Genomic DNA, 25,714 nt, shown 5'->3' with positions numbered 1-25,714 from the left:
GGCAGACAATAACAAAAAAATAAACTATTAAGAATGAAAAAGAGAATCATAATACTGGGAATAATCTTCCTTTTCGGGAGTATACATGCTCAGAGAATACAGAAAGGAGAAGCACAGATCAATGTGGATATAGGAGTAGCCAACGGATGGGGGCTGCCTGTTTCTGTGGGGGTAGATTACGCAATACATAATGATATTACAGTGGGAATAGAGGGGAGTTATGCCTCCGAAAAATATTCAGGGGATATTAAAGGAAGCTGGTTGGGCATAGGAGCCAACGGGAATTATCATTTTAATACCTTACTTAAGATTCCGAACAAATGGGACGTATATGCCGGAGCTACTTTAGCCTACAATTCATTTTCTTATAAATATAACGGATCAGATTTCGATTATTTTGATGGCAAATCTTCAGGAGTAGGCTTTGCAGGTCAAATCGGGGGCAGGTATTTTTTTACTCAAAACCTTGCAGTGCATGTGGAATTGGGTGGAGGAACAGTCGCTTCAGGAGGAAAGGCAGGACTTACCTATAAATTTTAATAAACCGGACAATACAATTATTTTCAATATCAATCAGTTTTTTCATAGCTCTTATACAATGTCAGAAATGGCAGTAAGTTTTTAAAAATGGTAACTTTCTCAACTGAGCCGTGAAATTTTTTCGCGGCTTTTGTATAAGCTGTTAAACAAAAAAGACTGTGTAAAAACAGTCTTTTTTTATAAATAATGAGAGATGTATCTATTGAGCTTTTACAATAAAGTAGCTTTTTTTACCTTTTTGCAACAATAAAAATTTACCGTCGATAAGGTCAGTTGCATTGGCTGTAAATGTATCATTTACTTTTTGTTTGTTTACAGAGATCGCATTTCCTTTAATCTCTCTTTGAGCTTCACTTTTTGATTTCAAGAAACCTGATTTTTCAGAAAGAAGATCAACAATACTTACTCCTAAAACATCTGCTTTTGCAATTTCTTTCTGTGGAACCCCGTCAAAAACTTCAAGGAAAGTTTCCTCATCAAGGCTTACCAGATCTTCAGCCGTAGAACGCCCGAAAAGAATTTCTGAAGCTTTCAGTGCTTTTTCATACTCTTCTCTTCCATGTACCCAAACCGTTACTTCTTCTGCAAGTTTTTTCTGCAGTTTTCTTTCATGGGCAGCAGTTCTGTGTTCTTCAATTAAAGCTTCAATTTCCTCTTTTCCTAAGAATGTGTAGAATTTAATGAATCTTTCAGCATCTTCATCAGTAGCATTCAGCCAGAACTGGTAGAATTTATAAGGAGAGGTCTTCTTTTTATCCAGCCAGTAATTTTCTCCGCTTTCAGATTTTCCGAATTTTGAACCGTCAGTTTTGGTGATTAAAGGAACTGTTAAAGCAAATGCTTCACCCTGAGCTTTTCTACGGATCAGTTCTGTTCCTGTAGTGATATTTCCCCACTGGTCAGAACCTCCCATCTGTAATTTTACATTGTTGTTTTGATATAAATGAAGAAAATCATATCCCTGGATTAGCTGGTAGGTGAATTCTGTAAAACTCATTCCGTCTGCTCCGCCTTCTCCGGAGAATCTCTTCTTTACAGAATCTTTAGCCATCATATAGTTGACGGTGATATTCTTCCCGATATTTTTAGCAAAATCAAGGAAAGAAATATTTTTCATCCAATCGTAGTTGTTAACCAGTTCAGCTTTGTTAGGCCCATTTCCTTCAAAATTTAAGAATTTTGAAAGCTGGTTCTTTAAACAGTCAACATAGTGTAAAAGAGTTTCTTCATCCAGAAGGTTTCTTTCTGCTGATTTTCCTGAAGGATCACCAATCATTCCTGTAGCACCGCCTACCAAAGCAATCGGCTTGTGGCCATGCTGCTGGAAGTGAGCTAAGATTTTTATCTGGATAAGACTTCCGATATGCAAAGAATCGGCAGTGGGATCAAAACCTATATATGCAGTAGTTACCTCTTTGTTCAGTTGTTCATCGGTTCCTGGCATCATATCGGCAAACAGACCACGCCATTTCAGTTCTTCTATAAAGGAATTCATTGATTTTTAACTTTAAAATTTTAAGATGCAAAGATAGTAAATTCAGAAGTATTAAGGATAAAAAAGCAAAATGGTAAAGCACTAAATACAAACTGCAAAAAATTGTAAGGAAAGAAAATAAACCATCATGAAAACTTTTTGGCTGCTGACTTTACAAATCGAAAAAATTCACAGAACAGCCTTTTCACGATTTTGTATTTCGCCTTTTTATGCCTTTGTATTTTGCCCCAAATAATCTATATTTGTTAGTAATGAACGACGAACAGCTATTCCAGCTCATACAGAAAGCCAAGGATAAAGATCAGAAGGCTCAGACTAAACTCATTAATATTTTTTGGGTGGATGTTTTCTCTTTTGTCATGAAAAAAGTGAGGGATGAAAATGATGCCGATGAAATTACGGTAAACGTGTTTTCAAAAGTACTGTCGAAACTTGATATGTTTGATCCCCACTTTCAGTTTAAAACCTGGATTCTGACGATTGCCCAGAATACGGTAATCGATTTCTGGAGAAAGAAGAACCGTGACAACGAAGATGCTGTTGAAAACCTTGATGAGGTAAAAAATCAATATGCAAAATCGCCGGAAGAACTTTTGATTTCCGAAGAAGAACAAAAAAAGATCATTAAGACTATTGAATCCCTGGATGCCAACTATCAGGATATTATTAAGCTGAGGTTTTTTGAAGAAAAAAGCATCAAAGAAATTGCTGAAGAATTGGGGATTTCCGTTGCCAATACCAAAGTAAGGGTAATGCGTGCTAAAAAAGTCCTAGCCGAACTGTTGAAAAATAACGAATTTGATGATCATTAAAAGAATATTGTTCAATAGGAAAGTGCTTTAGTGAAACATCCATTTTCACCGCTTTAATTTAAAAATAAACTTCCTCTTTCGTTTTCGGAAGAATTATTTTTTGCTGTTTTTCCTGATTTCTGTTTTGAAGATTAAGCTTGAGTCCTTTTTTAATATAGGTCTCCTTTAAAGATTTACCATATTCATCCTTGTTTTCCACTTCCTTCGAATAGTTCAGCTGTCCTGTAGAAAGGTTAAAATCCACATCTTTCCAATAATCACCAGGTCTTCCTGAGGTAGAGGATGTTCCTATTAATTCGAAATGTCCGTTCTGAAATCGGTATTTATCTGTTACATCCCATTTCCAGCTGCTTCCTCCATTCTGGGAAATGATCAGGATTCCTTTTTCAATTTTGGTTTCTCCATAAGGATCTCCCATCATACCTCCGGCTCTGCTTTCCATAACAGCATTTCTGGATTTTTCAAGAATAGTCCATTTTCCGTTTACTTTTTTCAGAATCTGAATTTCACGGATGTTTCCCATATCCGTAGTATCCTTTGTATTATAAACAATTACTTTTTCAGGAATTTTGTCACCATCGAGATCTCCGTCTACCGTCTCAAGAACCGTGGAGCCTGCCGGCTGTAGCTGTTCCTGAGCAAAACAGAATGCTCCGCATGCCACGAATAAAAGAAAGAATATTTTTCTCATAAGAATATTTTGAAGCCGTAAATATACAAATGAAATTTGAATGATCAGTTTCATCAATATCTCCGGTTGATGGTTTCCATTAAAAATTCCTTAACTTTGAACTTCAATTTTAGAAATGGAAAATTCAGTTCAAGACACTACCGTTCAAAAACCAAAATGGATCCGCGTAAAACTTCCTACCGGAAAGAATTACAGAGAGCTGAGAACTTTGGTTGATAAATATAAATTAAATACCATTTGCCAAAGCGGAAGCTGCCCGAACATGGGAGAATGCTGGGGAGAAGGTACAGCTACTTTCATGATTTTAGGAAATATCTGTACAAGAAGCTGCGGATTCTGTGGTGTAAAAACAGGAAAACCACTTGATGTCAACTGGGATGAACCAGAAAAAGTGGCAAGATCCATCAAACTGATGAAGATTAAACATGCTGTTCTTACTTCTGTAGACCGTGATGATCTGAAAGATATGGGATCTATTCTTTGGGGAGAAACAGTGAATGCTGTAAGAAGAATTTCTCCGGGAACGACAATGGAAACCTTGATTCCCGACTTCCAGGGGATCACAAAACACCTTGACAGACTGGTAGAAGTTGCTCCCGAAGTGATTTCCCACAATATGGAAACGGTAAAACGGCTTACCCGAGAAGTGAGAATTCAGGCAAAGTATGAAAGAAGCCTTGAAGTATTAAGATACCTGAAAGAAGCCGGACAAAGAAGAACGAAAACAGGAGTAATGCTTGGATTAGGTGAAACCAAAGATGAGGTATTCCAGACAATTGAAGACATCAGAAATGCCAATGTAGACGTTATTACACTTGGTCAATATCTGCAGCCTACTAAAAAACACCTTCCTGTAAAGAAATTTATTACACCGGAAGAGTTTGATGAATTTGGAGATTTTGCTAGAAGCTTAGGTTTCAGACACGTTGAAAGTTCTCCTCTTGTAAGAAGTTCTTACCACGCAGAAAAACATATTCATTAAAATACAGGCCGTTCAGCAATGAACGGTTTTTTGTTTTTAGGGATTAAATAGCAGATGGTATGGATAAGGGGTACGGATTGAAGGGCTAATCTTTTTATGGGGTAATACTTCCAATATTTTCCGCCTGTGGAGGGGTGGCGAAAATTCTTTGAATTTTCGCCGGGCTGGTTAAAATATAGCATCTCATTAAGCACATCTCAACAGGATCAGATTTTAGTTTGCTTTAAACATTACATAATCAATCAGCTTTAGCCTGAACCTACTTATTGCACACGGTTTCCCTCGTAATAGGAGCAATCTTTCCATTGATTTCAATAGGTCTGAAATGTTTCTTCTTGAATTCAGAAGGAGTTTCCCCGGTATGCTGTTTGAACAGTTTATTAAAATAAGAAAGGCTTTCAAAACCTACCTGAAAACAGACTTCTGTTACAGACTGATCTTTCAGCAGGAATATTTTAGCCTGATTGATCCTGTAGTTGTTGACAAAATCAGTGAATGTCATGTTGGTCTGCTTTTTAAAATAACGGCAGAAAGCAGGAGTGCTGAGACTCACTATTTGTGCAATCTCATTGACATTAGGTTTTCTGTCGTAGTTTTCATGGATATAATCATAGATGGTTCCCATTCTGATTTTATCATTCAGGAACCATTTGATTCTGGTGTCTTCCTTATTGAGCTCTTTTACTTCGGTAGAAGTGGCAAGGATCTGTAAAATTTCAATCAGTCCAACCAGGGATTCGAAAGAGCTTTTGTCTTTAATGATCTGTAGCTTTTCAACTACAATATTTTTAGTGTTTCCGGAAAATGATAATCCAAGATAAGAACGTTCTAAAAGGGTTTTAATATTTTCAAATTCAGGTACAGGAAGGATGATATCCTGAAGAAAACTCTCCCGCAGCTGCAAAACGAGCTGTTTACATTCAGTCTGAATACCATAATCAAAATTGAGATGAGGAACATTGGAGCCAATCAGCAGAAGGTCACTGTCTGCAAAGCCGGAAATATTTTTTCCAACATGCCGGATTCCGTTTACTGCTTCTACATACACCAGCTCAATTTCAGGATGATAATGCCAGAAAAAACAGTTTTTCAAAGAAGGAGCAAATACTTTGAATGATTTTCCTTTTTCAAATTCAATAATTTCTTTCTGTATTTTCATATTGTCCTGATTTGATTGTTTCTGGATTTAAAATTAAATAAAAAGGTTAATATGGAGCAAATTTTTATCATTCAAAGAGAAGTTAAATTGAAACTTTCTGTCGAATTTTGCACTTTCAAAACAGACACGATCAGGTGATTACAAAAAATAATTCAGAAAAAGATTAGATACAATGAAGATTGATAAAAGAATAATACCTCTGGCAATCGGAGGTTTAGGGATAGGAACTACGGAATTTACCGTCATGGGATTGCTGCCGGATATTGCAAAAACACTGCAGATTACGATCCCGCAGGCGGGGCATTTAATTTCTGCCTATGCCATGGGGGTGGTTATAGGAGCGCCTATTCTGATTGGGTATTCTGTAAAATTTCCACCTAAAAAGGTCCTGATGGCTTTTATGATCCTTTTCACACTGTTTAATGCTCTTTCTGCGATAGCTCCGGGATACAACAGCATGTTGGTTATACGATTTCTGTCCGGGCTTCCTCACGGGGCATTCTTCGGAGTAGGAACCGTAGTAGCTTCTAGAATGGCAGGAAAAGGAAAAGAAGCTTTTTATATATCCATGATGTTTACAGGGCTTACGGTCGCCAATCTGGCAATGGTTCCTCTGGTTACCTATATCGGGCACACCTTCCACTGGAGACTGTACTTTGCTATTGTGGCAGTCATTGGCCTTTTTGCTATTTTCTTTTTGAAACTATGGCTTCCGAATCTGGAATCCAATCAGAATACCCATTTCATGGAAGAACTGAAATTCCTTAAAAATAAGCAGTCGTGGCTGGTTCTTGCCATTACAGCGATCGGATTTGGGGGACTTTTCACATGGTTAAGTTATATTACTCCTTTGATGACCGTTGTTGCAGGCATAAAAAGCAGCCAGATGGCCTATGTCATGGTTCTTGCCGGCGCTGGTATGGTGGTAGGAAATCTGGTTGGAGGTGTAGTTTCAGATAAATTGGGCCCTGAAAAGACGTGCGCACTTCTGATCTTCCTGATGATGATTTCTCTTGGCGGAGTTTTCTTCCTGGCAGAATATAAAAATATTGCTTTGGTACTGACATTTATGTGTGGCGCCTTATCAATGTCTATTGCACCACCTATCAATATTATGATGATGAAAGCTGCTCCAAAAAGTGAAATGATGGCTGCTGCTTTTATGCAGGCTGGTTTTAATATTGCTAATGCAATGGGAGCTTTTTTTGGCGGAATTCCTTTAGAATATGGTTATTCATTCAATTATCCATCGTTGGTAGGAGTGGGGATGACTTTTATAGGATTGGCTATCAGCGTAAGATATATGTATCTGTACGGATCACAGACTCAAAGTGATGAGGAAGAAGTTGTTGCAGATTGTGTAACATGTGATAAATAAGGATATAATTTTTATTGGTGAAATCAAAAAAAGAACCTGTTTCAGAGAGAAACAGGTTCTTTTGTATAAATAAGTTTTTTATGCCTCTACCTCATCTCCGTTTTTACACCAGTAGAGGGCATTATATAAATTTTCTTTGGGGAAAGATTTAAACTCTCCCGGCATCAGAACACTGAAAATACTGGTAAAATCACGTATACCTTCTTTATCAGTAACAATGGCTGAACGATTCCAGTTGGTGAGATTTTTTAATCCCAATAGCAGATCTTCAAGCCATGCACCCATGGTAAAATTATCCAGATCGGTATCCAAATACAATAAATAATTCAGCTCACCGAACTGCTCTACCTTTTCTTTTACGCGCGGAATTACCAGTTTTTCAAAATCCTCTTTTGTTACTTCTCCCGTAGCATTGAATGCTGCAACATTCTCCGGGGCTTCTGGAATAATTGTTATCATAATAAATATTTTATGGTGTTTGAGTTTAAAAGAACAACAATAATTACACCATAATTTAATGAAAATTTGTTAAAAAAGGTATAAATATTGTTACTTTCAGTGTAAAATATTAATATGAATCTCAAATCAAATGAACCTTTTTGGCTTTTAAAAAACGGGTTGCTGGCATCTTATCCTTCTTTAAAATCAAATGAATCATGCGATGTACTTATTGTGGGGGGCGGTATTACGGGCAGCCTGATTGCCCACCAGATGATGAAAGACGGCTATAATACAATTGTTATTGATAAACGTGAACTTTGCAACGGAAGCACTTCTGCTACTACCTCAATGCTCCAGTATGAAATAGATGTTCCACTGTATGAGCTCATAGAAAAAATAGGGGAAAAAGGTGCTGCCTTAAGTTATAAAGCCTGCAGTGATGCAATTGATTCAATAGAAAAATTAACAAAACTGATACGTTCTGATGCAGGATTTAAACGTAAAAAATCGTTGTATTATGCTTCAAAAAAGAAAGATGCAGAATGGCTGAAAAAAGAATTTGAAGCCAGGAAAAATGCAGGGTTTGATGTAAAGTGGTTATCTGCAGATAAGGTGCTGGAACAATTTGGATTTGAAAATACGTTCGGAGGGATCCTATCAAAACAGGGTGCTAGTATTGATGCTTTTCGGTTTGCCCATGAACTTTTTATACATAATGTAAAGAAAGGATTAAAAATCTTCGATAAAACTGAAATGGCAGCGGTAGAATATCATAAAGCTTTTAATCTTGTTACCGTAGAAAGCGGATTTCAGATCAAAGCAAAAAAGATCATTTACTGTATAGGCTATGAAAGTAAGAATCTTATTCAGGAAAATTTTGTTAACCTGAAAAGCACTTATGCTATTGTTTCTGAAATTGATAAAGATAAATTTAAAAATATTGACAGTACATTAGTGTGGAATACTGATGATCCTTATCTCTATATGCGGACTACAGATGACGGAAGACTTCTGATGGGTGGGGAAGACGAAGATTTTTATAATGCTGAGAAACGCGATGCAATTTTGGATAAAAAAGAGAAAAGGATTATAAAGAACTTAAAGAGAATAAAACCTGATTATCAGTTTTATCCTGATTTTGTGTGGGCTGGGACTTTCGGAGAAACGAAAGACGGCTTACCTTATATCAGCGAACATGAAAAATTCAAAAACTCTTATTTTGTCCTGGGCTTCGGGGGAAACGGAATTACTTTTTCAGTAACGGGCATGGAGATGGCTTCTTTATTTATGAAAAATAAAAAACATCCATTATCAAGGTATTTTAAATTTGGAAGATGATGTTTTTACCATAAAAGTCACAAGAGTTATTAAAACCTTTGTTTATTTAAGTTTAATACATTACGAATATAAGCGTGCAAAAGTTTTAAAAAAACAGGCAGCCTTTTTGAGACTGCCTGTTCAACTACAAACTATACCCATTCTTTTTTGCCAGCTCAAGAATGGAACTCTCAATGGCTTTTCCAAGATCATCAGAATCATCTGTTCCCCGTTTTTTCATTTCTCCGTCAATGTAACTCTGACGTTTTTGTGAAAGCTCCTCAATTTCTTTCTGTATTTTTTCCCGCGCTGCTGCCTTTGCCGTGATTGCTTTTTGAATTTCCTCCTTGCTTTTTCCTTTCAGTTCAGCAGGAAGTTCACTCTCTTTAACACTGGCAATAAAGCCGGCATCTTTTTCAGCTTTATCTACCAGATCCCAGTGATCATTTTTATAAGCGTTCTTTTTTGATTTGGCAACTGCTCTTTCCACCAGGTTGGATGCTGACTGCATTTCTGCATTTTTATCCTGCGTAATCTGCTTAAGTCTGTACTCTGAGCCATGATTTCCATAATAGATATAAGTGTCATTCAGTTTGGCATTGCATTCAGAAATTCTGATATCATAAGGCGTTTCAATATAGATCACTTTTCTGTCGCTGTCGATATTGAAATATTTTCCACCTCCCAACGACGCTCCGTTTTGCCAGAAAGTCTGGATCCCTTCTTCCCGGCTTCCGCAGAAAATGGTGTTGGTATAAATATTTTTGCCCTTTGCTTTTGAAACCACATCTTTATAATTTATTTTTCCCTGATCAAATGCTTCATTTCCCGCAATATAAATCAGTTTCATACTTTTCTCATTGCTGTCCCAGTTCAGGTTGGCAGAGGCGTCTCGGATCACCGCACCGCAATATTCACTGCCACCATTGGTTCTTAAAGCAAATAATTTTTCAGAAACAAGATCAAGATCCTGGGTAAGAGGAGCTACCTGACGGATATAGTTTTCATCACGGATTCCGTCGTTGCCATATTCGTACAGGGCAATTTCAATCTGGGGCGCGTTACCGTTATACTTCAGAGTGGTCAGCGTATTCACAATATTCCAAAGTCTGGATTTTGCCTGATCAATCAGTCCGTCCATACTGTTGGAAGTATCCAGTAAAAGTGCGACCTGAATTTTATTATCTTTTACAGCTGTGTTTACCGGAATCAATGAATTTTTTTGTGCCAATAAACTATTATCAGTACTACTATTTACAGAGCGGTTGTTCTGAATATTACCGGAGCTTAAAAAAGCGGTACCTGCTGCAAGTGCTAAGATTTTTAAAGTTGTCATATTGTTATTTTTTTATGGGTTATTTATTGTAATTAGGAAATAGCGTTTTTGGGTCTGTTATTTTGAATTCCTGAAGTAAAATTATTCCTGTTTAACGATGAAAACGGGGAAACTTGGTGAAGTGGCGGTTTGACTTGGTGAGTTTGTGGCAGGCAGAAAATAAAAACAGCTCCCGAAGGAACTGTCTTTTTTAATCTGTTATTTTAAAGGATTTCGTATTTTGTTTTGATGCTGTATTTCAGCTTGATATTTTCAATATTCTCAAAGGAGAAATCTATCGGGGCATCAGCCATTTCCATTTGGATATTGCTTGTTCTTGCTTTATAAGCCACAGGCATGATCATATCGCTGGTGTAATCTTCTATCTCTACAATTTCAAGAGCATTCCCTGTCTTTTTACCCATGCTTTCCAGTAAATAGTCTGCTTTCTCTTTAGCTGCTTTTAATGCATTGATCTTTACTGCTTTTCTGAAATCTGCAATTTTGGTATTCTTCACTTCAGCGATATTCAGGCTGCTTACCCATTTCTGATTCAGGTCTTCAAAGATTTTGCTGAGATTTGATTTTGTGCTGGCTTTAAACTGATAGTTCTTAGAAAACTTAGCTGTTTTAGAATAGATATTCTGATACATTGATTTGAACTTGATATCCTCGTTCTTCACGCCTGCATTTTTTAAGATATCAAATAACTTTTTTTCGTTATCTGCCAGATCATTTTTGTTATCTGCTTTTATTCCGATACTGAAGATGATTTCATCCGGTTCTACTTCCATTTCGGCAACGCCTGTTACTTCAATTGCATTTTTCTTTACTTCCTGAGCATTTACAAAGCTTCCAAGGGTCAAAATTCCGATTAATAAAAAATGTTTCAATTTCATAATTTCCTGTTTTTAAATTTTTAATTCTGATGTAAAATTACACAGATGAGAAACCGGAAACCGGGAGACTTGGTGAAATAGAGCTTTCACTTGGTGGGCTTTCAAAAATGATTACTTCTCTTTATTTTTTTTCAGGTCATACTTTACATTAAGGTTCATTATGTACTGTATTCCCACTTCAGGGTCAGCATTATGGATTACCTTATCAAAACCTGTATAATCTGTTCCGTCATAATAGAAGGTCTTTGATTTCCTTTCTTCTTTTTTTATATACCTGCTGTCAGATTGATAGGTAACATAGGCACTTTCATAAGCGGTATAATTCTGATACTGGCTTTTGGGAAAAATATAAGTAAAACCTGATGTAGCTGTGGGGCTTCCGATGATTTCTTTTTTAAACAGGTTAAAATAGTTTTCTTTCTTTTTCTCGAAGACTTTATAAGCCTCTTTGAGGAGATCTTCCTGGATGTGATCAATATCACTGTTGATATAATCTACTTTAATAACATCATAAATCTGGAAGTCCGAAGCCTCAGAGATCAGTTTTTCTATCATGGAATGTTTGTTTACTGTAATAATGACATTTTTCTTTGTTTCAAATCCCTCCATTTTCTGGACAACTGTCTGTGAGTCTTTATTGATATTGTAATCATAGATTTTGGTCTGTGAAATAAAATCCACAAAAATATCATCGCTTTTGACTCCCATTGAGGATAGCCTTTTGATAAAACCGTTGATTCTCCTGTTGATATTTTCAATGGCAATTTTTGGGGTTTCAGCTTCCTCATTCAGTCCTAAGGTCAGTTTATACCGGTCGGCAGTTTTGTTCATTAATACTTTCACATTCACAACCAGAGTAGAATCGGTAGCGAAATAACTATTGGTATTGTTGAACTCAGGGAGGGTTTTGGATAGGGAATTGTCGTAGTTATTTTTGTCTCTGTAGATTTGGTTGCCTCCGACCTGTGCTTTTGAAAGACTTAAAAAAGAAGTCATAATGAGAAAAAATGTAAATGTTAGCTTTTTCATGATTTTAAATTTGAATTATTTTGTTCCAAACTTAGCGTTACCGTCACGTTATCAAATACTAAACTTGGTGAAAGGTAAACTTCACTTGGTGAATAGTTTTTGAGCAGACTATATATATCTATATCTTTGTTTTATGAAAATGCTTACACTCTTTACGCTCTTTTTACTGTTACTTTGGGGAAATACACTTTTCTCCCAAACCACCAATAACAGCAGTACGGCTGTGGAAGAGGTACAGGTAGAAACGAAGAAGCTTAAAAAAGCAATGGATACTAAAAATGAACCTGCCCAGGCAGATTCTTATTATAATATTGGTGAAACATTTTTTAACAGCGGAAACTTTCCGAAAAGCGAAGAGTACTACACCAAAGCCAAAAAGCTATATGAAAAGCTCAATGATAAACCCAATATTGAAAAAGCAACCAGAAGATTAGCCCAGTCACAGGAAAAACAGAATAAAATAACACCAGCCATAAGCAATTACAGCATGGCAGCACAGGTAAGCTACAGTGAAAGAAGTAAGGCCGTCAATTCTAATGATGTGGCAAGACTTTCTTCGCCTACACCCGAACTGAAAACAGAAGCCATTCAGAATAACATCAATCTGAGTAAAAAAGAAAATGAACAGGGTTATCTTGCGGAAAGCTACAGTCAGTTAGCCGATGTCAACCTGAAGCAGAAAGATGTTTCCAGTGCCGAAGAAAACCTTAATACCGCATATAAAATTTCGAAGAGAGAAGCACCCCAGCAGGCATTGGCCATCAACCAGAAGCTGGCCGATCTCTATGTAGAAAACAAAAACTTTGAAAAGGCTATTGAAGCCAAAAAGAAAGTACTGAAAGAAGATTTTGTAAAAGAAAATTCACAGGAAAAAGTCAATCAGATCCAGGAACTGGCAGATATCTATATTAAGAAAAATGATCCGAAGGAAGCAGTAGGTCTTCTGAAAAATGCGTATGTGATTGCTCTGGATAAAGGTCATACGCTGGAGGCGCAGAGAAGTGTAAAAAAACTGGACAGCCTTTATGCAATCTCAGGAAATGTGGATGCTTCAGTTCAGCTGTATAGAGACTTTTTGGGGAAACTTCCGAATCTCGTTTCCAAAGACCGAAGTCTGGTTGACAATAAAGTTCTTGAAGATACAGAACAGCGCATCTCACAGCTGGAAAAAGAAAAAGAGCTTAAAGATGAACTGATCAGAAAGAAAAATGTCTTTAACTACAGTCTGATTGGAACTCTTATTCTGTTGACGGGATTGATTATTTTTATTTTCAGAACACTGAAAAAGGTTCAGACGAAAAATAAAAAAATTGCCCTTCAGTCGCTCCGCAGAGAGATGAATCCACATTTTATCTTTAACAGTTTAAATAGTGTCAATCACTTTATCGCAACCAATAATGAACTGGAAGCCAATCAGTATCTGACAAAATTTTCTAAACTGATGCGGGGTGTGATGGAAAATTCAACAGAAGATTTTATTCCTTTTCAACAAGAACTGGATCTTCTTCAGAATTATCTTACCTTGGAAAAAACCCGCTTTACAGATAAATTCGATTATGAAATTGAAGTAGATGAAAGTCTGAATATGCAAAACCTTCAGATTCCGGGAATGTTGATACAGCCTTTTCTTGAGAATGCGGTCTGGCACGGCCTCCGCTACAGAATGGATAAAGGTTTTTTAAAATTAAGCTTTGAGAAAAGTGACTCATATCTGAAAATCCTTATCGAAGACAACGGAATAGGCATCGAAGAAAGTAAAAAGCAGAAAACCCAGCATCAGAAGACCAGGGAGGGCAGAGGAATGAAAAACACGCTGGAAAGAATCCAGCTTCTGAATGATTTATATAAAAAAAATATCACCTGCTCTGTAAAAGATAAGGAAAATAATAATGGTGTTTTGGTTATTATAAAGTTTAATCTGTTTTAGTGAGAATTAGGGTTTTTTATATGGAAATGATTTATCTAATTCGATAGGATTATAATTTTTAAGAATATATTCCTGCTCTTCTTTAATGAGACCACTTAATTCTTCAGGTTTGTATTTTACTCCGTTATATTCAAAGGAAGATATTTTATTATTAATAAATTCTTGTCTGATATCATTTAAAGGATTATTAAAATATTCGATAGCTTTTTTTATAACGGTTTTTTCGTTTGTAGGGATGGGTTTATCTCCATACCTTACTTCCAGAATATTGGAGGTGTCGTAGGTCGCCGGAAGATTTGTACTTTTTACCAGCTTAAAGATAAAATTGTCTTCAGTATCGTTAATTTCCATGATCAGCCCCGGAAGCCCCTGAAATTTATAAGGACCTTGATTGAAAGGAATATCTTTTGTAAACCACGCCACCCAGTGACGTCCACCATATTTTGTTACTGCCTTTTGTAAACTCAGACCGTCCTGTTGTTTAGTTTCTTTTTCCAGGCTCCACTGCATTTTATCTTCTGTGGGATAGGAATAAATATTATCTCCAATCAATACATAATTTATATTTTTATCAGAATCTTTTTTTCTGCTAACAGGTATTTGTGAAGTCCAGGTCCTATCCTGCGATTTATGCAGTTGATTTAAGGAATCTTTTTCCAAAAATTTATAATCATAGTATTTTATATCATCAGGATTCACATCCAGAACCATTAATTGCTTTTTGTAATTTGCAGCACCTGCTTCAGGTCTATATTTTAATTCATAAATGTATCTGTGAGTCTGAGAATTTGTTGAAATAGCCGTTAAGATAAATATTATAGATAAGATTTTCATATTTCAGTTTACTTGATATATTTTTTATACAAAGAAGAAAAATTATTTTGAATGTATTTCAATTCGTAGCGAGCAGGAATTGCTTCAGTTCCTGATAGGTTGATAAAACCATAACTTCCGGATATATTTTTTACCATTGCGAGATCATTGGAATACTCTCCGAATTTATTAATTTTTGAATAAACAGGCTGAACAATAATATTTCCGCTTTTGTCTATGATACCATAGGTTCCGGAAATAGTTTTAGTAAGTCTCCAGTTTTTATTTATTCTACTGAGATCTTCTCTTTTTGATAGTTTTACCTGAGAGAAGGAAAAACTAAACAGGGTAATACCAATAAGGATAAGGAGTTTTAAATTCATGTGCTTTGGATTAAAATGATTATAGTATTTGTAAAGTTAAATTAATCATTAATTGGGTCAAAGCCTATCAATACTTGAAAATTTAATTTTTATAATTCCTATTCAGTTCTTATATCTTCTTTTATCTGGAAATCTGTAACCATTTTGAGCATAAAATTGTCTTAACAGATAAAAAACATAATCCAAAATGAATACTTACAGTAAAACAGCCAGACTCGCAGGATTTTTTTATCTCATTGTTATAGTAACCGGATTTTTCAGTTTAATGTATGTTCCGTCAAAACTGATTGTCTGGGAAAATCCCGCTTTGACCTTTCAATATATGTCTTCTTCGGCACAGTTGTTCAGACTAAGTATTGCCAGCAGTATCGTCTGCTATATCGCTTTCACCTTCCTTCCTTCCTTTAGTATTATATCAACTGTTGAAGGAGGTTAATGTAAACTATGCAAAACTGATGGTGATTCTTGCTCTTATCAGTATCCCCATTTCCTTTATAAATCTTCAAAATAAATTTTCTGTCCTCACCATTATTGAAGGTACTGATTATCTCAAAATATTTGAGACAAAGCAGCTGCAATCCCAAATGATGGTCCTTTTAAGCACATATAACAAAGGACTCTTAATTACACAGATCTTTTGGGGGTTATGGCTTCTTCCCTTTGGATATCTGGTGTATAAATCCGGATTTTTACCAAAGGTGTTAGGGATTTTCTTAATGCTGGGATGTTTGGGATATCTGGCCAATGTCTTTGGAAGAACTGTGTTTACTCATTTTTCAGACTATCCAATTTCAGGTTATATCACATTGCCGGCAACAGTAGGAGAAATAGGGATCTGTCTGTGGCTGCTTTTGGTTGGACCACCAAACAAAAAGTAAATCAAAATCAAAATCATAACCATTAACGATTCTACGAAATTTGAAGATGTACACACCAATGTGAAAATCATATTGGCTGTTCTTTGGACTTCAGTGACTATATGCTATCTGTACGGCGATTATTTCGAGCTTTATACTCCAGGGAAGGCCGTGGTCTGCTGGAAGGAACCAACTTTTTAGATTCCCGTCTAAATTATTTCTTGCTTCGGTTGTTCCGTCGATTCCTGCTGTAATGGTATTTCTTTCTCTGGTATTGAAGGCAAGGATCAAAAGAATTATTGGGATATTTTTTACTTTAATCATGTTGTTTATTGGTATAATTTCCTTCTCAGATTGGTATCTGTTTTATGTTTTTCTGGTGATGGTAGAATGTATTATTACCATATTGATTGTAAAGTACGTATGGTGCTGGAAGAAAGTAAAGTAATATGAATCGGATAAGATTGTAAGGTTGGTGAAATATTCCTAATTTGCATCTGCAATCTGTTACCTTCCACCTAATATCTGTTCAAATGAAAATAAAAGCTGTCATTGTTGACGATGAAATTATAGCAAGAGACGTTTTAAGTAACTATCTTACCAAATACTGTCCGCAGGTGGAAATCCTTGGCGAAGCTGAAAATATTAAAGAAGCTGTCCCGTTAATCACCGAAAAACAGCCCCAATTGGTATTTCTGGATGTAGAAATGCCTTTTGGAAATGCCTTTGATGTTCTGGAAGCAACTAAAGAATTGTCTTATGAAACCATTTTCATTACCGCATTTTCACAATATTCATTACAGGCTTTGAACAAATCGGCAAGTTATTATATTTTAAAACCTATTGATATTCAGGAATTGATTCTGGCAGTCAATAAAGTAGCTGAAAGTCTGGAGAAAAAAGAAGAACTTAACCGAAACAAGATCCTTCTTGAAAATCTTAAATTAAAACCTGAAAAACAGCAGCTGATCCTGCCAACCTTGCAGGGATTTGATGTTGTAAAGACAGAAGATATCGTCAGGCTTCAGGCAGATGGCAATTTTACCCAGGTATATCTTACAGATGGCTCAAAGAAGATGGTGTGCCGGTTTTTGAAACATTTTGATGACCTTCTGGAAAATCCGTTTGTGAGGGTACATCGTTCCCATATTATTAACACAGGATTTGTAAAATCGTATCATAAAAGCGGGACAGTAATGTTGTCTGATGATACTGAAATAGAGGTTTCGGGAAGCTTTAAAGATAATTTCCTGAAAGTATTTTCATAGAATTTGTGGGTCTTTAACAGACCAAAGGCATTATTTTTGACGTTTTATACTAACCACCAAAATATTCCTGTCATGAAAACCATTCATAAAATTATTCTTCCCGTCTCATTGGGAGCTCTGGGACTTATCGTATTCAATTCATATTCAGTAAGAATTCCCAGGGGGGCATCTGCTGTAAAGAATTTTGATCTTAAAAAATATCTTGGCAGGTGGTATGAGATTGCCCGTTTTGATTACAGGTTCGAAAAAAATATGGATAATGTGACCGCAGAATATACAGAGAATCCGGATGGAACCGTTCAGGTAAGAAACAAAGGCTATGATTACATTAAAAAAGTATGGAATGAATCCATTGGAGAAGCAAAATTTGTAAAAGACCCAACAGAAGCCCGGCTGAAAGTTTCATTTTTTAAACCGATCTGGGCCGGTTACAACGTTATAGATATTGATGAAGACTATCAATATGCCCTGGTAGCAGGAAGCAGTTTAAAATATTTATGGATTCTTTCCCGTACAACCAATATCCCTGAAAGCATCCGCCAGCGTTTCCTTCAGAAAGCCAAGAAAATCGGCTATGATACAGATAAACTGATCTGGGTGAAGCATAATCAATAGGGAGTAGTAAGCAAATTACAGAAGGGCAAAATCGTAAAAAGGCAGATAAAGTATTTTGTTTTACGGTTTTGCCCTTTTGCCTTTTAGCTGTTAATATATTCTTTCCATTCTTCAAAACGGTGGTCAATAACCTGTTTCATCAGATCATAGTTTTCGTAGGTATCTTCGATATGATAGAATGTTTCATATTCATAATCGTTTTCTTCTGCTTTGGCATCAAAAAGATTCACGTAATCGTTAGCAAATGAGCTGTATCTGTTTCCAAAATCAGTGTCATCAGCATAATAATCCTTTGCAAAAAGATTTCCCAGCTCATTCAGGTCATATTCAGAAAATTTCCCGTCACAGGAATCCATAATGAATTCTGCCCCTGTGATTTCTCTTCTTTTTACCTTTTCTATTTCCTCTGGTGCGTCTTCTTTCAGTTCATCAGAAACCAGATCGTTATGAATACACCAGTTCAGAAACATTCCTGTGTGTGTAGCTCCGTTTTTCTGAGGAAGTCCTTCCGGAAAATCACCGCCATAATGCCATGAAGCATCATCATATTTAGACATAATTATTATTGTAGTTTTAGATAATTCCGTCAAAAATAGAAAAAATCAATTTATATTGCTGCTGACATATAATTTTCCGTCATTTGCATAGAATTTTTTTCAACAGAAAATATATGGAAAAAGCTGTTCTGATTACTATTGGTGATGAAATCCTTTCCGGAAACACGGTAGATACCAATTCTAATTTTATTGCCACGGAACTTAAAAATATAGGAATAAAAGTTATTCAGATTCTTACGATCTCAGATGAAATTGAAACCATTAAAGATGCATTGAAAACTGCCTTTGAAACTGGCGATTTAGTCATTACGACAGGAGGGCTTGGACCAACCAGAGATGACAAGACCAAAAAGGCTTTGGCTGAATATTTCGATGATGAAATTGCGCTGGATGAGGTGACGTTCAATCACCTTAAAAACTATATGGAAAGAAGGGGACGGTCAGAAATTCTCGAAAGAAACAGGGAACAGGCTTTTGTTCCTACCAAATCCATCGTTTTTCAAAACCATTACGGAACCGCACCATGCATGATGATGGAACAGGACGGAAAACTGTGCTACAGCCTTCCGGGGGTTCCTTACGAGGTAAAACCGCTTATAAAGGATCAGATCATTCCTTATCTGCAGAAAAGATTCAGGCTTCATTATATTCATACCAGAATTGTTTCCGTGGTTGGAATTCCTGAGAGCATTCTCGCCGATACCATTGAAGACTGGGAACTGGCGCTACCTGAAAATATAGCACTGTCTTATCTCCCCGTAGGAACCCGTGTAAAGCTTCGTCTTACAGCTTCCGGGGAGAATGAAGAATTGCTGAAACAACAGACAGAAGAAGAAATCCAGAAATTGCTTCCTTTAGTAGAAGGACATGTCATTGCGGTGTCTGAGGATAAAATTGAAAATATTCTGGCAGAGATGCTCACGGAAAGAAATCTGACAATTTCTACTGCAGAAAGCTGTACAGGAGGAGAGCTTGCCAAAATGATCACTTCAGTATCCGGCAGTTCAAAATATTTCCTGGGTGGGATGATAGCTTATGCTACAGAAAAAAAGATAAAAATTTTAAATGTTTCCAGAGAAACAGTAGACCAATTTACAGTGGTCAGCGAGCAGGTAGCCAGGGAAATGGCAAAAGGCTGTCAGGAATTGTTTCAAACCCATATTTCTCTTTCCACAACCGGCGTTGCCGGACCGGGAAAAGGAGAAGACGGAAAAGATATAGGAACAGTGTATTACACCATAAGGGTCAAAGATCATGAGGTAACATCCAAACTGTATATGCCTCATCTGGAAAGAGTGGACTTTATGAATTTTGTTTCCCAAAAAGTGATTCAGGATCTGGTGAGCCTACTTGTAAACGGTTAAATGAACATCCTTCTTTTTAATTTTTTTTTAATTAATTTTAATGTAGTTTTTCACACTTTTTGAAAACCATTCATTAAAATTTTAAAATCGTGGAAAATTCCAAACAGATTTTTCAGACCAACAGCAAAAAACGCTGGAAAAGTGTACAGTGGGGAAGCCGTATTTTTATCTTTGTAGGAATACTGCTTCTGCTTGCTTTGGGACTGATGATGACCCTGGACAGAAGTCCTAAAATCCCTTTTAAAGAGGATTATAAAGCTGTTATTACAGCCAATAAACCTTACCTTCAGGAGAATAAAATCTCCAAAGAATATAAAGGTTTCAGAAACTTTATTTCTGAAAAAACCATTCATACCAATCTTGATAAAATTGAGAAGGCAAGAGCAGAAAGATATAAGAATCAGAACCGGAACTGGACTCAGTTTCCGGGAGGAATCAGGTCTGCATTTTATGTGGCATGGGATCCTCAGTCTCTGATGTCTCTGAAACGAAATATCAGACACGTCAATCTTGTTTTTCCGGAATGGTTTTTCATTGACCCCAAAACAGGTGATCTGAAAACCAACGTAGACCCGGAAGGCTACAAAGTGATCAAAAGAACAGGAGTGGCTGCTATGCCGATGCTCAGTAACAACTTCGACAGAGAATTCCGTTCAGAAGGACTGGTAAAAGTTCTTAATGATCCGCGCAAAAGAACACAACTGATTCAAAAGATTACCCTGCAGTGTAAAAAATACCATTTCAAAGGAATCAATATTGACTTTGAGGATATGAACCTGAATTCTGATGAAAATCTGATCGCTTTTATGAAAGAGCTTTCAGAAACCTTCAAAAAGAATCAGCTGCTGGTGACAATGGATATCATGACAGATAATGATGATTACAGCATCCCAAGACTGAATCCTTATGTAGATTATTTTGTTTTGATGGCTTATGATGAATATTCTGCAGGAAGTGACGCCGGTCCGGTATCTTCCCAAAAATGGATCGAAGAACAGACCGGTAAAATTGTAAAACAAACCGCTCCGCAAAAAATCATCCTGGGATTGGGGGCTTATGGTTATGACTGGAGTTCCAATACGGATGACAATACTTCTGTAACCTATATGCAGGCCATTACAAAGGCCAGTGCCAGTAAAGCGGTTATTGACTTTAATGACAATACATTCAATTTAAATTATTCTTACACAGATTCTAAAAATTTAACCCACACTGTATTTTTCAACGATGCAGCTTCTATTTTCAATACTATGCGTTTCTCCTCAGAATATCCGTTGGCAGGAACTGCGCTGTGGAGGCTGGGAAGTGAGGACAGCAGAGTATGGAATTTCTATGATAAAGATCTTACGTTTGCCGGACTTTCCAGACTGAATTTGAAAACGCTGGAAAATGTAAAGGGACAAACCATGGTGGATTATATAGGAGATGGAGAAGTACTGGATGTTCTGAATACCCCTCACGACGGAAAAATTGCACTTGAAATTGATCCGAAAGAGAAAATTATCACAGACGAAAATTATATTACCTATCCAAGCTCTTACGAAGTAAAAAAATATGGAAGTGCTCCTCAGAAAGAGCTTGTTCTTACTTTTGATGACGGCCCGGATGAAACATATACACCACAGGTATTGGATGTATTGTCCAAATATCATGTTCCGGCAGCATTCTTCCTGGTAGGATTAAATGCAGAAAAGAATCTTCCTCTGGTTAAAAGAATTTACCGTGAAGGCCACGAGATCGGAAACCATACATTTACCCATGAAAACGTGGCAAAAGTAAGCCCGGAACGGGCGTTGCTTGAAATGAAACTTACCCGTCTGCTGATAGAGTGTGTGACAGGGCACAGTACAATTTTGTTCAGAGCCCCATACAATGCAGACTCTGAACCCACCACTTCCGAGGAGATCATTCCGGTGGCTTTGGCCAGACAGCAAAACTATCTGGATATTGGGGAAAACATAGACCCTGAAGACTGGCAGCCGGGAATAAAGGCAGATGAAATTGTAAAACGTGTCATGGCAGGTATCAAACAGGAAAGAGGGAATATCATTCTTCTTCACGATGCAGGCGGGGATACCAGAGAAGAAACAGTAAAAGCTTTAAAAATTCTGATTCCGACCCTTCAGAAGCAAGGATATCATTTTACCAATCTTACCAGTATTCTGCATAAAAGCAGAAATGAACTGATGCCTGAAGTTCCTAAAACAAAATCGTATTACATTATGCAGCTCAATCTTGTGCTGGCTACTGTGATCTATGGAATAAGCCATTTTCTGGTAGCATTATTTACCATTTTCATTGTGCTGGGACTGATCAGATTATTACTCATGGCATATTGGGCTTTTAAAGAAAGAAAAAAAGAAAAAAAAATAGATGAATTTCCGGTTCTTGAATCCTATCCGAAAGTTTCCATTATCGTACCTGCCTATAATGAGGAAGTCAATATTGTTTCGTCTCTGCAAAATTTGTTGAAGCAGACGTACCCGAATTTTAATATCATTATGGTAGATGACGGAAGTAAAGATTCTACTTATGAAAAAGCAAAAGCAGCATTTCCTGATCATCCGAAACTGAAAATCCTCACCAAAGGAAACGGCGGAAAAGCTACTGCCCTGAACTTCGGAATTTCGCAGACGGATGCAGAATATGTAGTGTGTATTGATGCAGATACCAAACTGCAGCAGGATGCCGTAAAATATCTTATTGCAAGATTTTTAAATTCAAATCCTGAAGAAAAAATTGCCGCTGTTGCAGGAAATGTGAAAGTAGGAAACGCTGTAAACTGGCTTACGAAATGGCAGTCTATAGAATATACTACAAGCCAGAACTTTGACAGACTGGCGTATGCTCACATTAATGCCATTACCGTAATTCCGGGGGCCATCGGTGCATTTAAAAGATCTGTAATTATTGAAGCTGGAGGCTATTCATCTGATACCCTGGCAGAGGACTGTGATATTACGGTGAAAATACTGAAAGCAGGATATACGGTGGCAAACGAAAACAGAGCCATTGCAGTGACTGAAGCTCCGGAAACTGTAAAACAGTTTTTAAAACAACGCTTCCGCTGGACCTATGGTATCATGCAGATGTTCTGGAAACAAAGACAGACTTTCCTTAATCCTAAATATAAAGGATTGGGACTTTGGGCAATGCCGAATATTTTATTATTCCAGTACATTATACCGTTTTTTTCGCCACTGGCAGATGTGATTATGTTCTTTGGAATTCTGTCCGGAAACGGAGACAAAATATTCAGTTATTATTTGATCTTCCTTTTGGTGGATGCTTCTTTGGCTTTGATTGCATTCATTATACAGCGGGAAAAGTTAATCAATCTCCTGTATATTATTCCTCAGAGGTTCGGATACAGATGGCTGATGTATATTGTGCTGTTTAAGAGTTTAAGAAAAGCCCTGAAAGGAGAAATGCAGTCCTGGGGATTCCTGAAAAGAACCGGGAATGTAAAAGAGATCGTGACTTCTTAGATAAAGCTGGAGGATGGAAACTGGACGTTATTGTAGAGATGGTATTACCATTCCTTATGATTTTCATAACTTCCAGCTTCCAACTTATTTATTTAAATTTGTTTTTCTGAAAAGTAACAAATTCGAAATAAATAATACATATTCTATAAATTGTTATCATAATGAAAAAAATAACGCTTTCTTTGTTTTTAATAGCAGGGATCTGTACTCAGACTACGATGAGCGCACAAGCTAAAACTGCTAAAGTAGCAGTGAACAACACAGACAAAGGTTTAGACCTTAGCCTGATGGACACTTCAGTACGTCCTCAGGATGACTTTTACAACTATGTGAGTGGAACATGGATGAAAACAGCCAAAATTCCATCGGATAAACCAACGTGGGGAAGCTTTAACAAACTGGCTGAGGATACGGATAACAATTCCATGACCATCCTGAACTCCCTTCTGAAAGATAAATTTGCAGATGGAAGTGAAGGTAAAAAGATCCAGGATCTTTATGCTACTTATATGAACATGCAGAAGAGAAATGCAGATGGAATCAAACCTATCCAGGAAAACCTGAATAAAATTGATGCCATTAAAAATATGGCTGACCTTCAGAACTACCTGGTATCTGTAACAAAAGACGGAGAGAATGTTTTGTACGGATGGGGTGTTGATGCGGATCTTAAAGATTCTAAAATGAATGCTGTTTACTTAGGAAATGCTTCATTGGGTCTGGGAAGAGATTACTATCAGAAAGTAAATGAGAAAAATACAGAAGCTATTGCTGAATATCAGAAATATGTAGCTTCAATGTTAAAAGAATTAGGATACAAAAATGCTGATGAAGCAGCAAAAAGTATCGTTAATTACGAAAAAAGCATTGCCAATACTTACCTTACAAATGAACAGAGCCGAGATAATACCCTTCAGTACAACCCTCAGACAATGGCTGAACTTTCCAGTCTTGTTAAAGGTGTTGATATCCCGGGGTATCTTAAAAAAGTTGGTGTAAATACAGACAGAGTGATCATCGGTGAATTAGGATACTACAAAAACTTTGATAAACTGGTAAATGCTCAGAATCTTTCTGTTATAAAAGATTATCTGAAATTCCACATGATCAACGGAAGTGCAGCTTACTTAAGTGAAAACTTAGGAAATATGAGATTTGCTTTCTATGGTAAATACCTTAGAGGGCAGCAGGAACAAAGAGCTCTTAACAAAAGAGGCTATGAGCTGATCAACGGTTCTTTAGGAGAGGCTTTCGGTAAATTATATGTTGAGAAATATTTCCCTGCTGAAGCAAAAGCTCAGATGGTAGAATTGATCGACTATCTGAAGAAAAGCTTTGCCGTTCATATCAATAACTTAGCATGGATGTCTTCTACTACTAAAGAAAAAGCAATGCAGAAGCTGAACAAGTTTACCGTAAAAGTTGCTTATCCTGATAAATGGAAAGATTATTCAAAATTAAATATCATTTCTGAAGCTAAAGGAGGAAGCCTTTACAAGAATCTTCAGAATATTGCTGAATGGCAGTATAACAAAGATCTGGCTAAGATAGGTAAGCCGGTTGATAAAACAGAATGGGGAATGACACCACAAACTGTTAATGCTTATTACAACCCGGTGAACAACGAGATTGTATTCCCTGCAGCTATTCTTCAGCCGCCATTTTTCAATCCTAAAGCTGATGCTGCAGTGAACTTTGGAGGTATCGGTGCGGTTATCGGACACGAAATGAGCCACGGATTTGATGATTCAGGAGCACAGTTCGATGCAGACGGTAATCTTGTAGACTGGTGGACTCCGGAAGATAAGGCTAATTTTGAAAAAGCAACAAAAGCGCTTGCTTCTCAATATGATAAATATGAGCCGGTAAAAGGAACTTTTGTGAATGGTACTTTCACAAACGGTGAAAATATCGCTGACTTAGGAGGGGTAAATATCGCTTACGATGCTCTTCAGATGTATTTAAAAGATAAAGGAAATCCAGGTAAAATCAGTGGATTTACCCAGGATCAGAGATTCTTCCTGAGCTGGGCAACAGTCTGGAGAACATTATCAAGTGAGAAATATATGATCAACCAGGTGAAAACTGACCCGCACTCTCCGGGATATTTCAGAAGTTTTGGTCCGCTGATCAACGTTGATGCCTTCTACAAAGCTTTCGATGTGAAAAAAGGAGATAAATTATACAAAGCTCCTGAAGACAGAATCAAAATCTGGTAACAATAATAACCGCTCAGCAATGGGCGGTTTTGTTTTTTTTAGAGGTAGCAGATGATAGATGATAGGTAGCAGGTTTTAGGGATTAGGGAAAGTAGTAATAAGTAAAAAGTAATAGGGATTGTGATACGAATCGAAGGGATAATAGTTATAATAACGTCTTCCATC

At 36.8% G+C, this 25,714-nt stretch carries 24 protein-coding genes; 13 read left to right on the top strand and 11 right to left on the bottom strand.

Going from position 1 to position 25,714, the window contains the following annotated elements; all coding sequences use genetic code 11:
* Nucleotides 1-33 precede the first annotated feature (33 nt).
* The gene (locus tag CRS_RS13990; protein ID WP_142724647.1) at nucleotides 34-540 is read left to right on the top strand and encodes an outer membrane protein; all 507 of its coding nucleotides are present in this window, start codon (nucleotides 34-36) and stop codon (nucleotides 538-540) included.
* Nucleotides 541-739: 199 nt separating this feature from the next.
* On the opposite strand, the gene tyrS is transcribed toward CRS_RS13990, so the two are convergent.
* On the bottom strand, nucleotides 740-2,035 hold the full coding sequence (tyrS, locus tag CRS_RS13985) for a tyrosine--tRNA ligase (RefSeq protein WP_142724646.1): 1,296 nt from the start codon (nucleotides 2,033-2,035) through the stop codon (nucleotides 740-742).
* Between the two features lie 251 nt (nucleotides 2,036-2,286).
* Between tyrS and CRS_RS13980 the strand changes: the two genes are divergently transcribed.
* Nucleotides 2,287-2,847, top strand: a complete 561-nt coding sequence (locus CRS_RS13980) for an RNA polymerase sigma factor (RefSeq protein ID WP_142724645.1) — start codon at nucleotides 2,287-2,289, stop codon at nucleotides 2,845-2,847.
* Nucleotides 2,848-2,905: 58 nt separating this feature from the next.
* Here CRS_RS13980 and CRS_RS13975 read toward each other — a convergent pair whose 3' ends face one another.
* Nucleotides 2,906-3,538 carry a hypothetical protein gene (locus CRS_RS13975; RefSeq protein WP_228451262.1) on the bottom strand — a complete coding sequence of 211 codons (633 nt, stop codon included), beginning with the start codon at nucleotides 3,536-3,538 and terminating at the stop codon, nucleotides 2,906-2,908.
* Between the two features lie 115 nt (nucleotides 3,539-3,653).
* Here CRS_RS13975 and lipA point away from each other — a divergent pair, with 115 nt between their 5' ends.
* Entirely contained in the window at nucleotides 3,654-4,520 is an 867-nt protein-coding gene (gene lipA / locus CRS_RS13970; protein ID WP_002981042.1) for a lipoyl synthase, read from the top strand.
* A gap of 259 nt (nucleotides 4,521-4,779) precedes the next feature.
* On the opposite strand, the gene CRS_RS13965 is transcribed toward lipA, so the two are convergent.
* Entirely contained in the window at nucleotides 4,780-5,679 is a 900-nt protein-coding gene (locus tag CRS_RS13965) for an AraC family transcriptional regulator (RefSeq protein ID WP_142724643.1), read from the bottom strand.
* A gap of 172 nt (nucleotides 5,680-5,851) precedes the next feature.
* Between CRS_RS13965 and CRS_RS13960 the strand changes: the two genes are divergently transcribed.
* Nucleotides 5,852-7,057, top strand: coding sequence for an MFS transporter (locus CRS_RS13960; RefSeq protein WP_142724642.1), 1,206 nt, complete (start codon nucleotides 5,852-5,854; stop codon nucleotides 7,055-7,057).
* Nucleotides 7,058-7,135: 78 nt separating this feature from the next.
* On the opposite strand, the gene CRS_RS13955 is transcribed toward CRS_RS13960, so the two are convergent.
* Nucleotides 7,136-7,516, bottom strand: a complete 381-nt coding sequence (locus CRS_RS13955; RefSeq protein ID WP_142724641.1) for an STAS/SEC14 domain-containing protein — start codon at nucleotides 7,514-7,516, stop codon at nucleotides 7,136-7,138.
* Between the two features lie 114 nt (nucleotides 7,517-7,630).
* On the opposite strand from CRS_RS13955, the gene CRS_RS13950 reads away from it, so the two are divergent.
* Entirely contained in the window at nucleotides 7,631-8,836 is a 1,206-nt protein-coding gene (locus CRS_RS13950; RefSeq protein ID WP_142724640.1) for an FAD-binding oxidoreductase, read from the top strand.
* A 124-nt stretch (nucleotides 8,837-8,960) separates the two neighbouring features.
* Here CRS_RS13950 and CRS_RS13945 read toward each other — a convergent pair whose 3' ends face one another.
* From CRS_RS13945 to CRS_RS13935, 3 genes are all read right to left on the bottom strand, one after another.
* The gene (locus tag CRS_RS13945) at nucleotides 8,961-10,151 is read right to left on the bottom strand and encodes a VWA domain-containing protein (RefSeq protein ID WP_142724639.1); all 1,191 of its coding nucleotides are present in this window, start codon (nucleotides 10,149-10,151) and stop codon (nucleotides 8,961-8,963) included.
* A gap of 203 nt (nucleotides 10,152-10,354) precedes the next feature.
* Nucleotides 10,355-11,029, bottom strand: coding sequence for an SIMPL domain-containing protein (locus CRS_RS13940; RefSeq protein WP_142724638.1), 675 nt, complete (start codon nucleotides 11,027-11,029; stop codon nucleotides 10,355-10,357).
* A gap of 111 nt (nucleotides 11,030-11,140) precedes the next feature.
* Nucleotides 11,141-12,058, bottom strand: coding sequence for an SIMPL domain-containing protein (locus CRS_RS13935; protein WP_142724637.1), 918 nt, complete (start codon nucleotides 12,056-12,058; stop codon nucleotides 11,141-11,143).
* A gap of 133 nt (nucleotides 12,059-12,191) precedes the next feature.
* Between CRS_RS13935 and CRS_RS13930 the strand changes: the two genes are divergently transcribed.
* Nucleotides 12,192-13,985 carry a histidine kinase gene (locus CRS_RS13930; RefSeq protein ID WP_142724636.1) on the top strand — a complete coding sequence of 598 codons (1,794 nt, stop codon included), beginning with the start codon at nucleotides 12,192-12,194 and terminating at the stop codon, nucleotides 13,983-13,985.
* A 6-nt stretch (nucleotides 13,986-13,991) separates the two neighbouring features.
* Here CRS_RS13930 and CRS_RS13925 read toward each other — a convergent pair whose 3' ends face one another.
* Nucleotides 13,992-14,819, bottom strand: a complete 828-nt coding sequence (locus CRS_RS13925; RefSeq protein ID WP_142724635.1) for a GLPGLI family protein — start codon at nucleotides 14,817-14,819, stop codon at nucleotides 13,992-13,994.
* An 8-nt stretch (nucleotides 14,820-14,827) separates the two neighbouring features.
* The gene (locus CRS_RS13920) at nucleotides 14,828-15,181 is read right to left on the bottom strand and encodes a WG repeat-containing protein (RefSeq protein WP_142724634.1); all 354 of its coding nucleotides are present in this window, start codon (nucleotides 15,179-15,181) and stop codon (nucleotides 14,828-14,830) included.
* 187 nt (nucleotides 15,182-15,368) lie between these two features.
* Between CRS_RS13920 and CRS_RS24755 the strand changes: the two genes are divergently transcribed.
* Nucleotides 15,369-15,617 carry a DUF4386 domain-containing protein gene (locus CRS_RS24755; RefSeq protein ID WP_262711792.1) on the top strand — a complete coding sequence of 83 codons (249 nt, stop codon included), beginning with the start codon at nucleotides 15,369-15,371 and terminating at the stop codon, nucleotides 15,615-15,617.
* Nucleotides 15,604-16,059 (top strand): DUF4386 domain-containing protein, encoded by a 456-nt coding sequence (locus tag CRS_RS13915; RefSeq protein WP_262711791.1) that lies wholly within the window; start codon nucleotides 15,604-15,606, stop codon nucleotides 16,057-16,059. Before CRS_RS24755 ends, CRS_RS13915 begins: the two co-directional genes overlap by 14 nt.
* Nucleotides 16,060-16,149: 90 nt before the next feature.
* Here CRS_RS13915 and CRS_RS24495 read toward each other — a convergent pair whose 3' ends face one another.
* Nucleotides 16,150-16,329 (bottom strand): hypothetical protein, encoded by a 180-nt coding sequence (locus CRS_RS24495; RefSeq protein WP_172617078.1) that lies wholly within the window; start codon nucleotides 16,327-16,329, stop codon nucleotides 16,150-16,152.
* Between the two features lie 242 nt (nucleotides 16,330-16,571).
* Between CRS_RS24495 and CRS_RS13905 the strand changes: the two genes are divergently transcribed.
* Nucleotides 16,572-17,306, top strand: coding sequence for a LytTR family DNA-binding domain-containing protein (locus CRS_RS13905; protein ID WP_172617077.1), 735 nt, complete (start codon nucleotides 16,572-16,574; stop codon nucleotides 17,304-17,306).
* 72 nt (nucleotides 17,307-17,378) lie between these two features.
* Entirely contained in the window at nucleotides 17,379-17,921 is a 543-nt protein-coding gene (locus tag CRS_RS13900) for a lipocalin family protein (RefSeq protein WP_142724633.1), read from the top strand.
* An 83-nt stretch (nucleotides 17,922-18,004) separates the two neighbouring features.
* Here CRS_RS13900 and CRS_RS13895 read toward each other — a convergent pair whose 3' ends face one another.
* On the bottom strand, nucleotides 18,005-18,478 hold the full coding sequence (locus CRS_RS13895) for a hypothetical protein (protein WP_142724632.1): 474 nt from the start codon (nucleotides 18,476-18,478) through the stop codon (nucleotides 18,005-18,007).
* Nucleotides 18,479-18,591: 113 nt separating this feature from the next.
* Between CRS_RS13895 and CRS_RS13890 the strand changes: the two genes are divergently transcribed.
* The 3 genes from CRS_RS13890 (at nucleotide 18,592) to CRS_RS13880 (ending at nucleotide 25,549) form a co-directional block, all read left to right on the top strand.
* Complete coding sequence (locus CRS_RS13890) at nucleotides 18,592-19,842, top strand: CinA family nicotinamide mononucleotide deamidase-related protein (RefSeq protein WP_142724631.1); 1,251 nt, start codon at nucleotides 18,592-18,594, stop codon at nucleotides 19,840-19,842.
* A gap of 89 nt (nucleotides 19,843-19,931) precedes the next feature.
* Complete coding sequence (locus CRS_RS13885; protein WP_142724630.1) at nucleotides 19,932-23,330, top strand: polysaccharide deacetylase family protein; 3,399 nt, start codon at nucleotides 19,932-19,934, stop codon at nucleotides 23,328-23,330.
* Between the two features lie 161 nt (nucleotides 23,331-23,491).
* Nucleotides 23,492-25,549 carry a M13 family metallopeptidase gene (locus CRS_RS13880; protein ID WP_142724629.1) on the top strand — a complete coding sequence of 686 codons (2,058 nt, stop codon included), beginning with the start codon at nucleotides 23,492-23,494 and terminating at the stop codon, nucleotides 25,547-25,549.
* Nucleotides 25,550-25,714 lie beyond the last annotated feature (165 nt).

The organism is Chryseobacterium sp. ON_d1 (assembly GCF_006829085.1).
GTDB lineage: Bacteria > Bacteroidota > Bacteroidia > Flavobacteriales > Weeksellaceae > Chryseobacterium.
The sequence above is the reverse complement of the archived record's forward strand: the minus strand, read 5'-3'. Positions and strand labels throughout refer to the sequence as shown.

Bases quoted from the DNA above. Each gene is read 5' to 3' on its own strand.
- CRS_RS13990 (WP_142724647.1), top strand. From the start codon at position 34: ATGAAAAAGAGAATCATAATACTGGGAATAATCTTCCTTTTCGGGAGT.
- CRS_RS13900 (WP_142724633.1), top strand. From the start codon at position 17,379: ATGAAAACCATTCATAAAATTATTCTTCCCGTCTCATTGGGAGCTCTG.
- lipA (WP_002981042.1), top strand. From the start codon at position 3,654: ATGGAAAATTCAGTTCAAGACACTACCGTTCAAAAACCAAAATGGATC.
- CRS_RS13930 (WP_142724636.1), top strand. From the start codon at position 12,192: ATGAAAATGCTTACACTCTTTACGCTCTTTTTACTGTTACTTTGGGGA.
- CRS_RS13980 (WP_142724645.1), top strand. From the start codon at position 2,287: ATGAACGACGAACAGCTATTCCAGCTCATACAGAAAGCCAAGGATAAA.
- CRS_RS13890 (WP_142724631.1), top strand. From the start codon at position 18,592: ATGGAAAAAGCTGTTCTGATTACTATTGGTGATGAAATCCTTTCCGGA.
- CRS_RS13905 (WP_172617077.1), top strand. From the start codon at position 16,572: ATGAAAATAAAAGCTGTCATTGTTGACGATGAAATTATAGCAAGAGAC.
- CRS_RS13940 (WP_142724638.1), bottom strand. From the start codon at position 11,029: ATGAAATTGAAACATTTTTTATTAATCGGAATTTTGACCCTTGGAAGC.
- CRS_RS13975 (WP_228451262.1), bottom strand. From the start codon at position 3,538: ATGAGAAAAATATTCTTTCTTTTATTCGTGGCATGCGGAGCATTCTGT.
- CRS_RS13935 (WP_142724637.1), bottom strand. From the start codon at position 12,058: ATGAAAAAGCTAACATTTACATTTTTTCTCATTATGACTTCTTTTTTA.
- tyrS (WP_142724646.1), bottom strand. From the start codon at position 2,035: ATGAATTCCTTTATAGAAGAACTGAAATGGCGTGGTCTGTTTGCCGAT.
- CRS_RS13960 (WP_142724642.1), top strand. From the start codon at position 5,852: ATGAAGATTGATAAAAGAATAATACCTCTGGCAATCGGAGGTTTAGGG.
- CRS_RS13965 (WP_142724643.1), bottom strand. From the start codon at position 5,679: ATGAAAATACAGAAAGAAATTATTGAATTTGAAAAAGGAAAATCATTC.
- CRS_RS13880 (WP_142724629.1), top strand. From the start codon at position 23,492: ATGAAAAAAATAACGCTTTCTTTGTTTTTAATAGCAGGGATCTGTACT.
- CRS_RS24755 (WP_262711792.1), top strand. From the start codon at position 15,369: ATGAATACTTACAGTAAAACAGCCAGACTCGCAGGATTTTTTTATCTC.
- CRS_RS13950 (WP_142724640.1), top strand. From the start codon at position 7,631: ATGAATCTCAAATCAAATGAACCTTTTTGGCTTTTAAAAAACGGGTTG.
- CRS_RS13895 (WP_142724632.1), bottom strand. From the start codon at position 18,478: ATGTCTAAATATGATGATGCTTCATGGCATTATGGCGGTGATTTTCCG.
- CRS_RS13945 (WP_142724639.1), bottom strand. From the start codon at position 10,151: ATGACAACTTTAAAAATCTTAGCACTTGCAGCAGGTACCGCTTTTTTA.
- CRS_RS13920 (WP_142724634.1), bottom strand. From the start codon at position 15,181: ATGAATTTAAAACTCCTTATCCTTATTGGTATTACCCTGTTTAGTTTT.
- CRS_RS13955 (WP_142724641.1), bottom strand. From the start codon at position 7,516: ATGATAACAATTATTCCAGAAGCCCCGGAGAATGTTGCAGCATTCAAT.
- CRS_RS13925 (WP_142724635.1), bottom strand. From the start codon at position 14,819: ATGAAAATCTTATCTATAATATTTATCTTAACGGCTATTTCAACAAAT.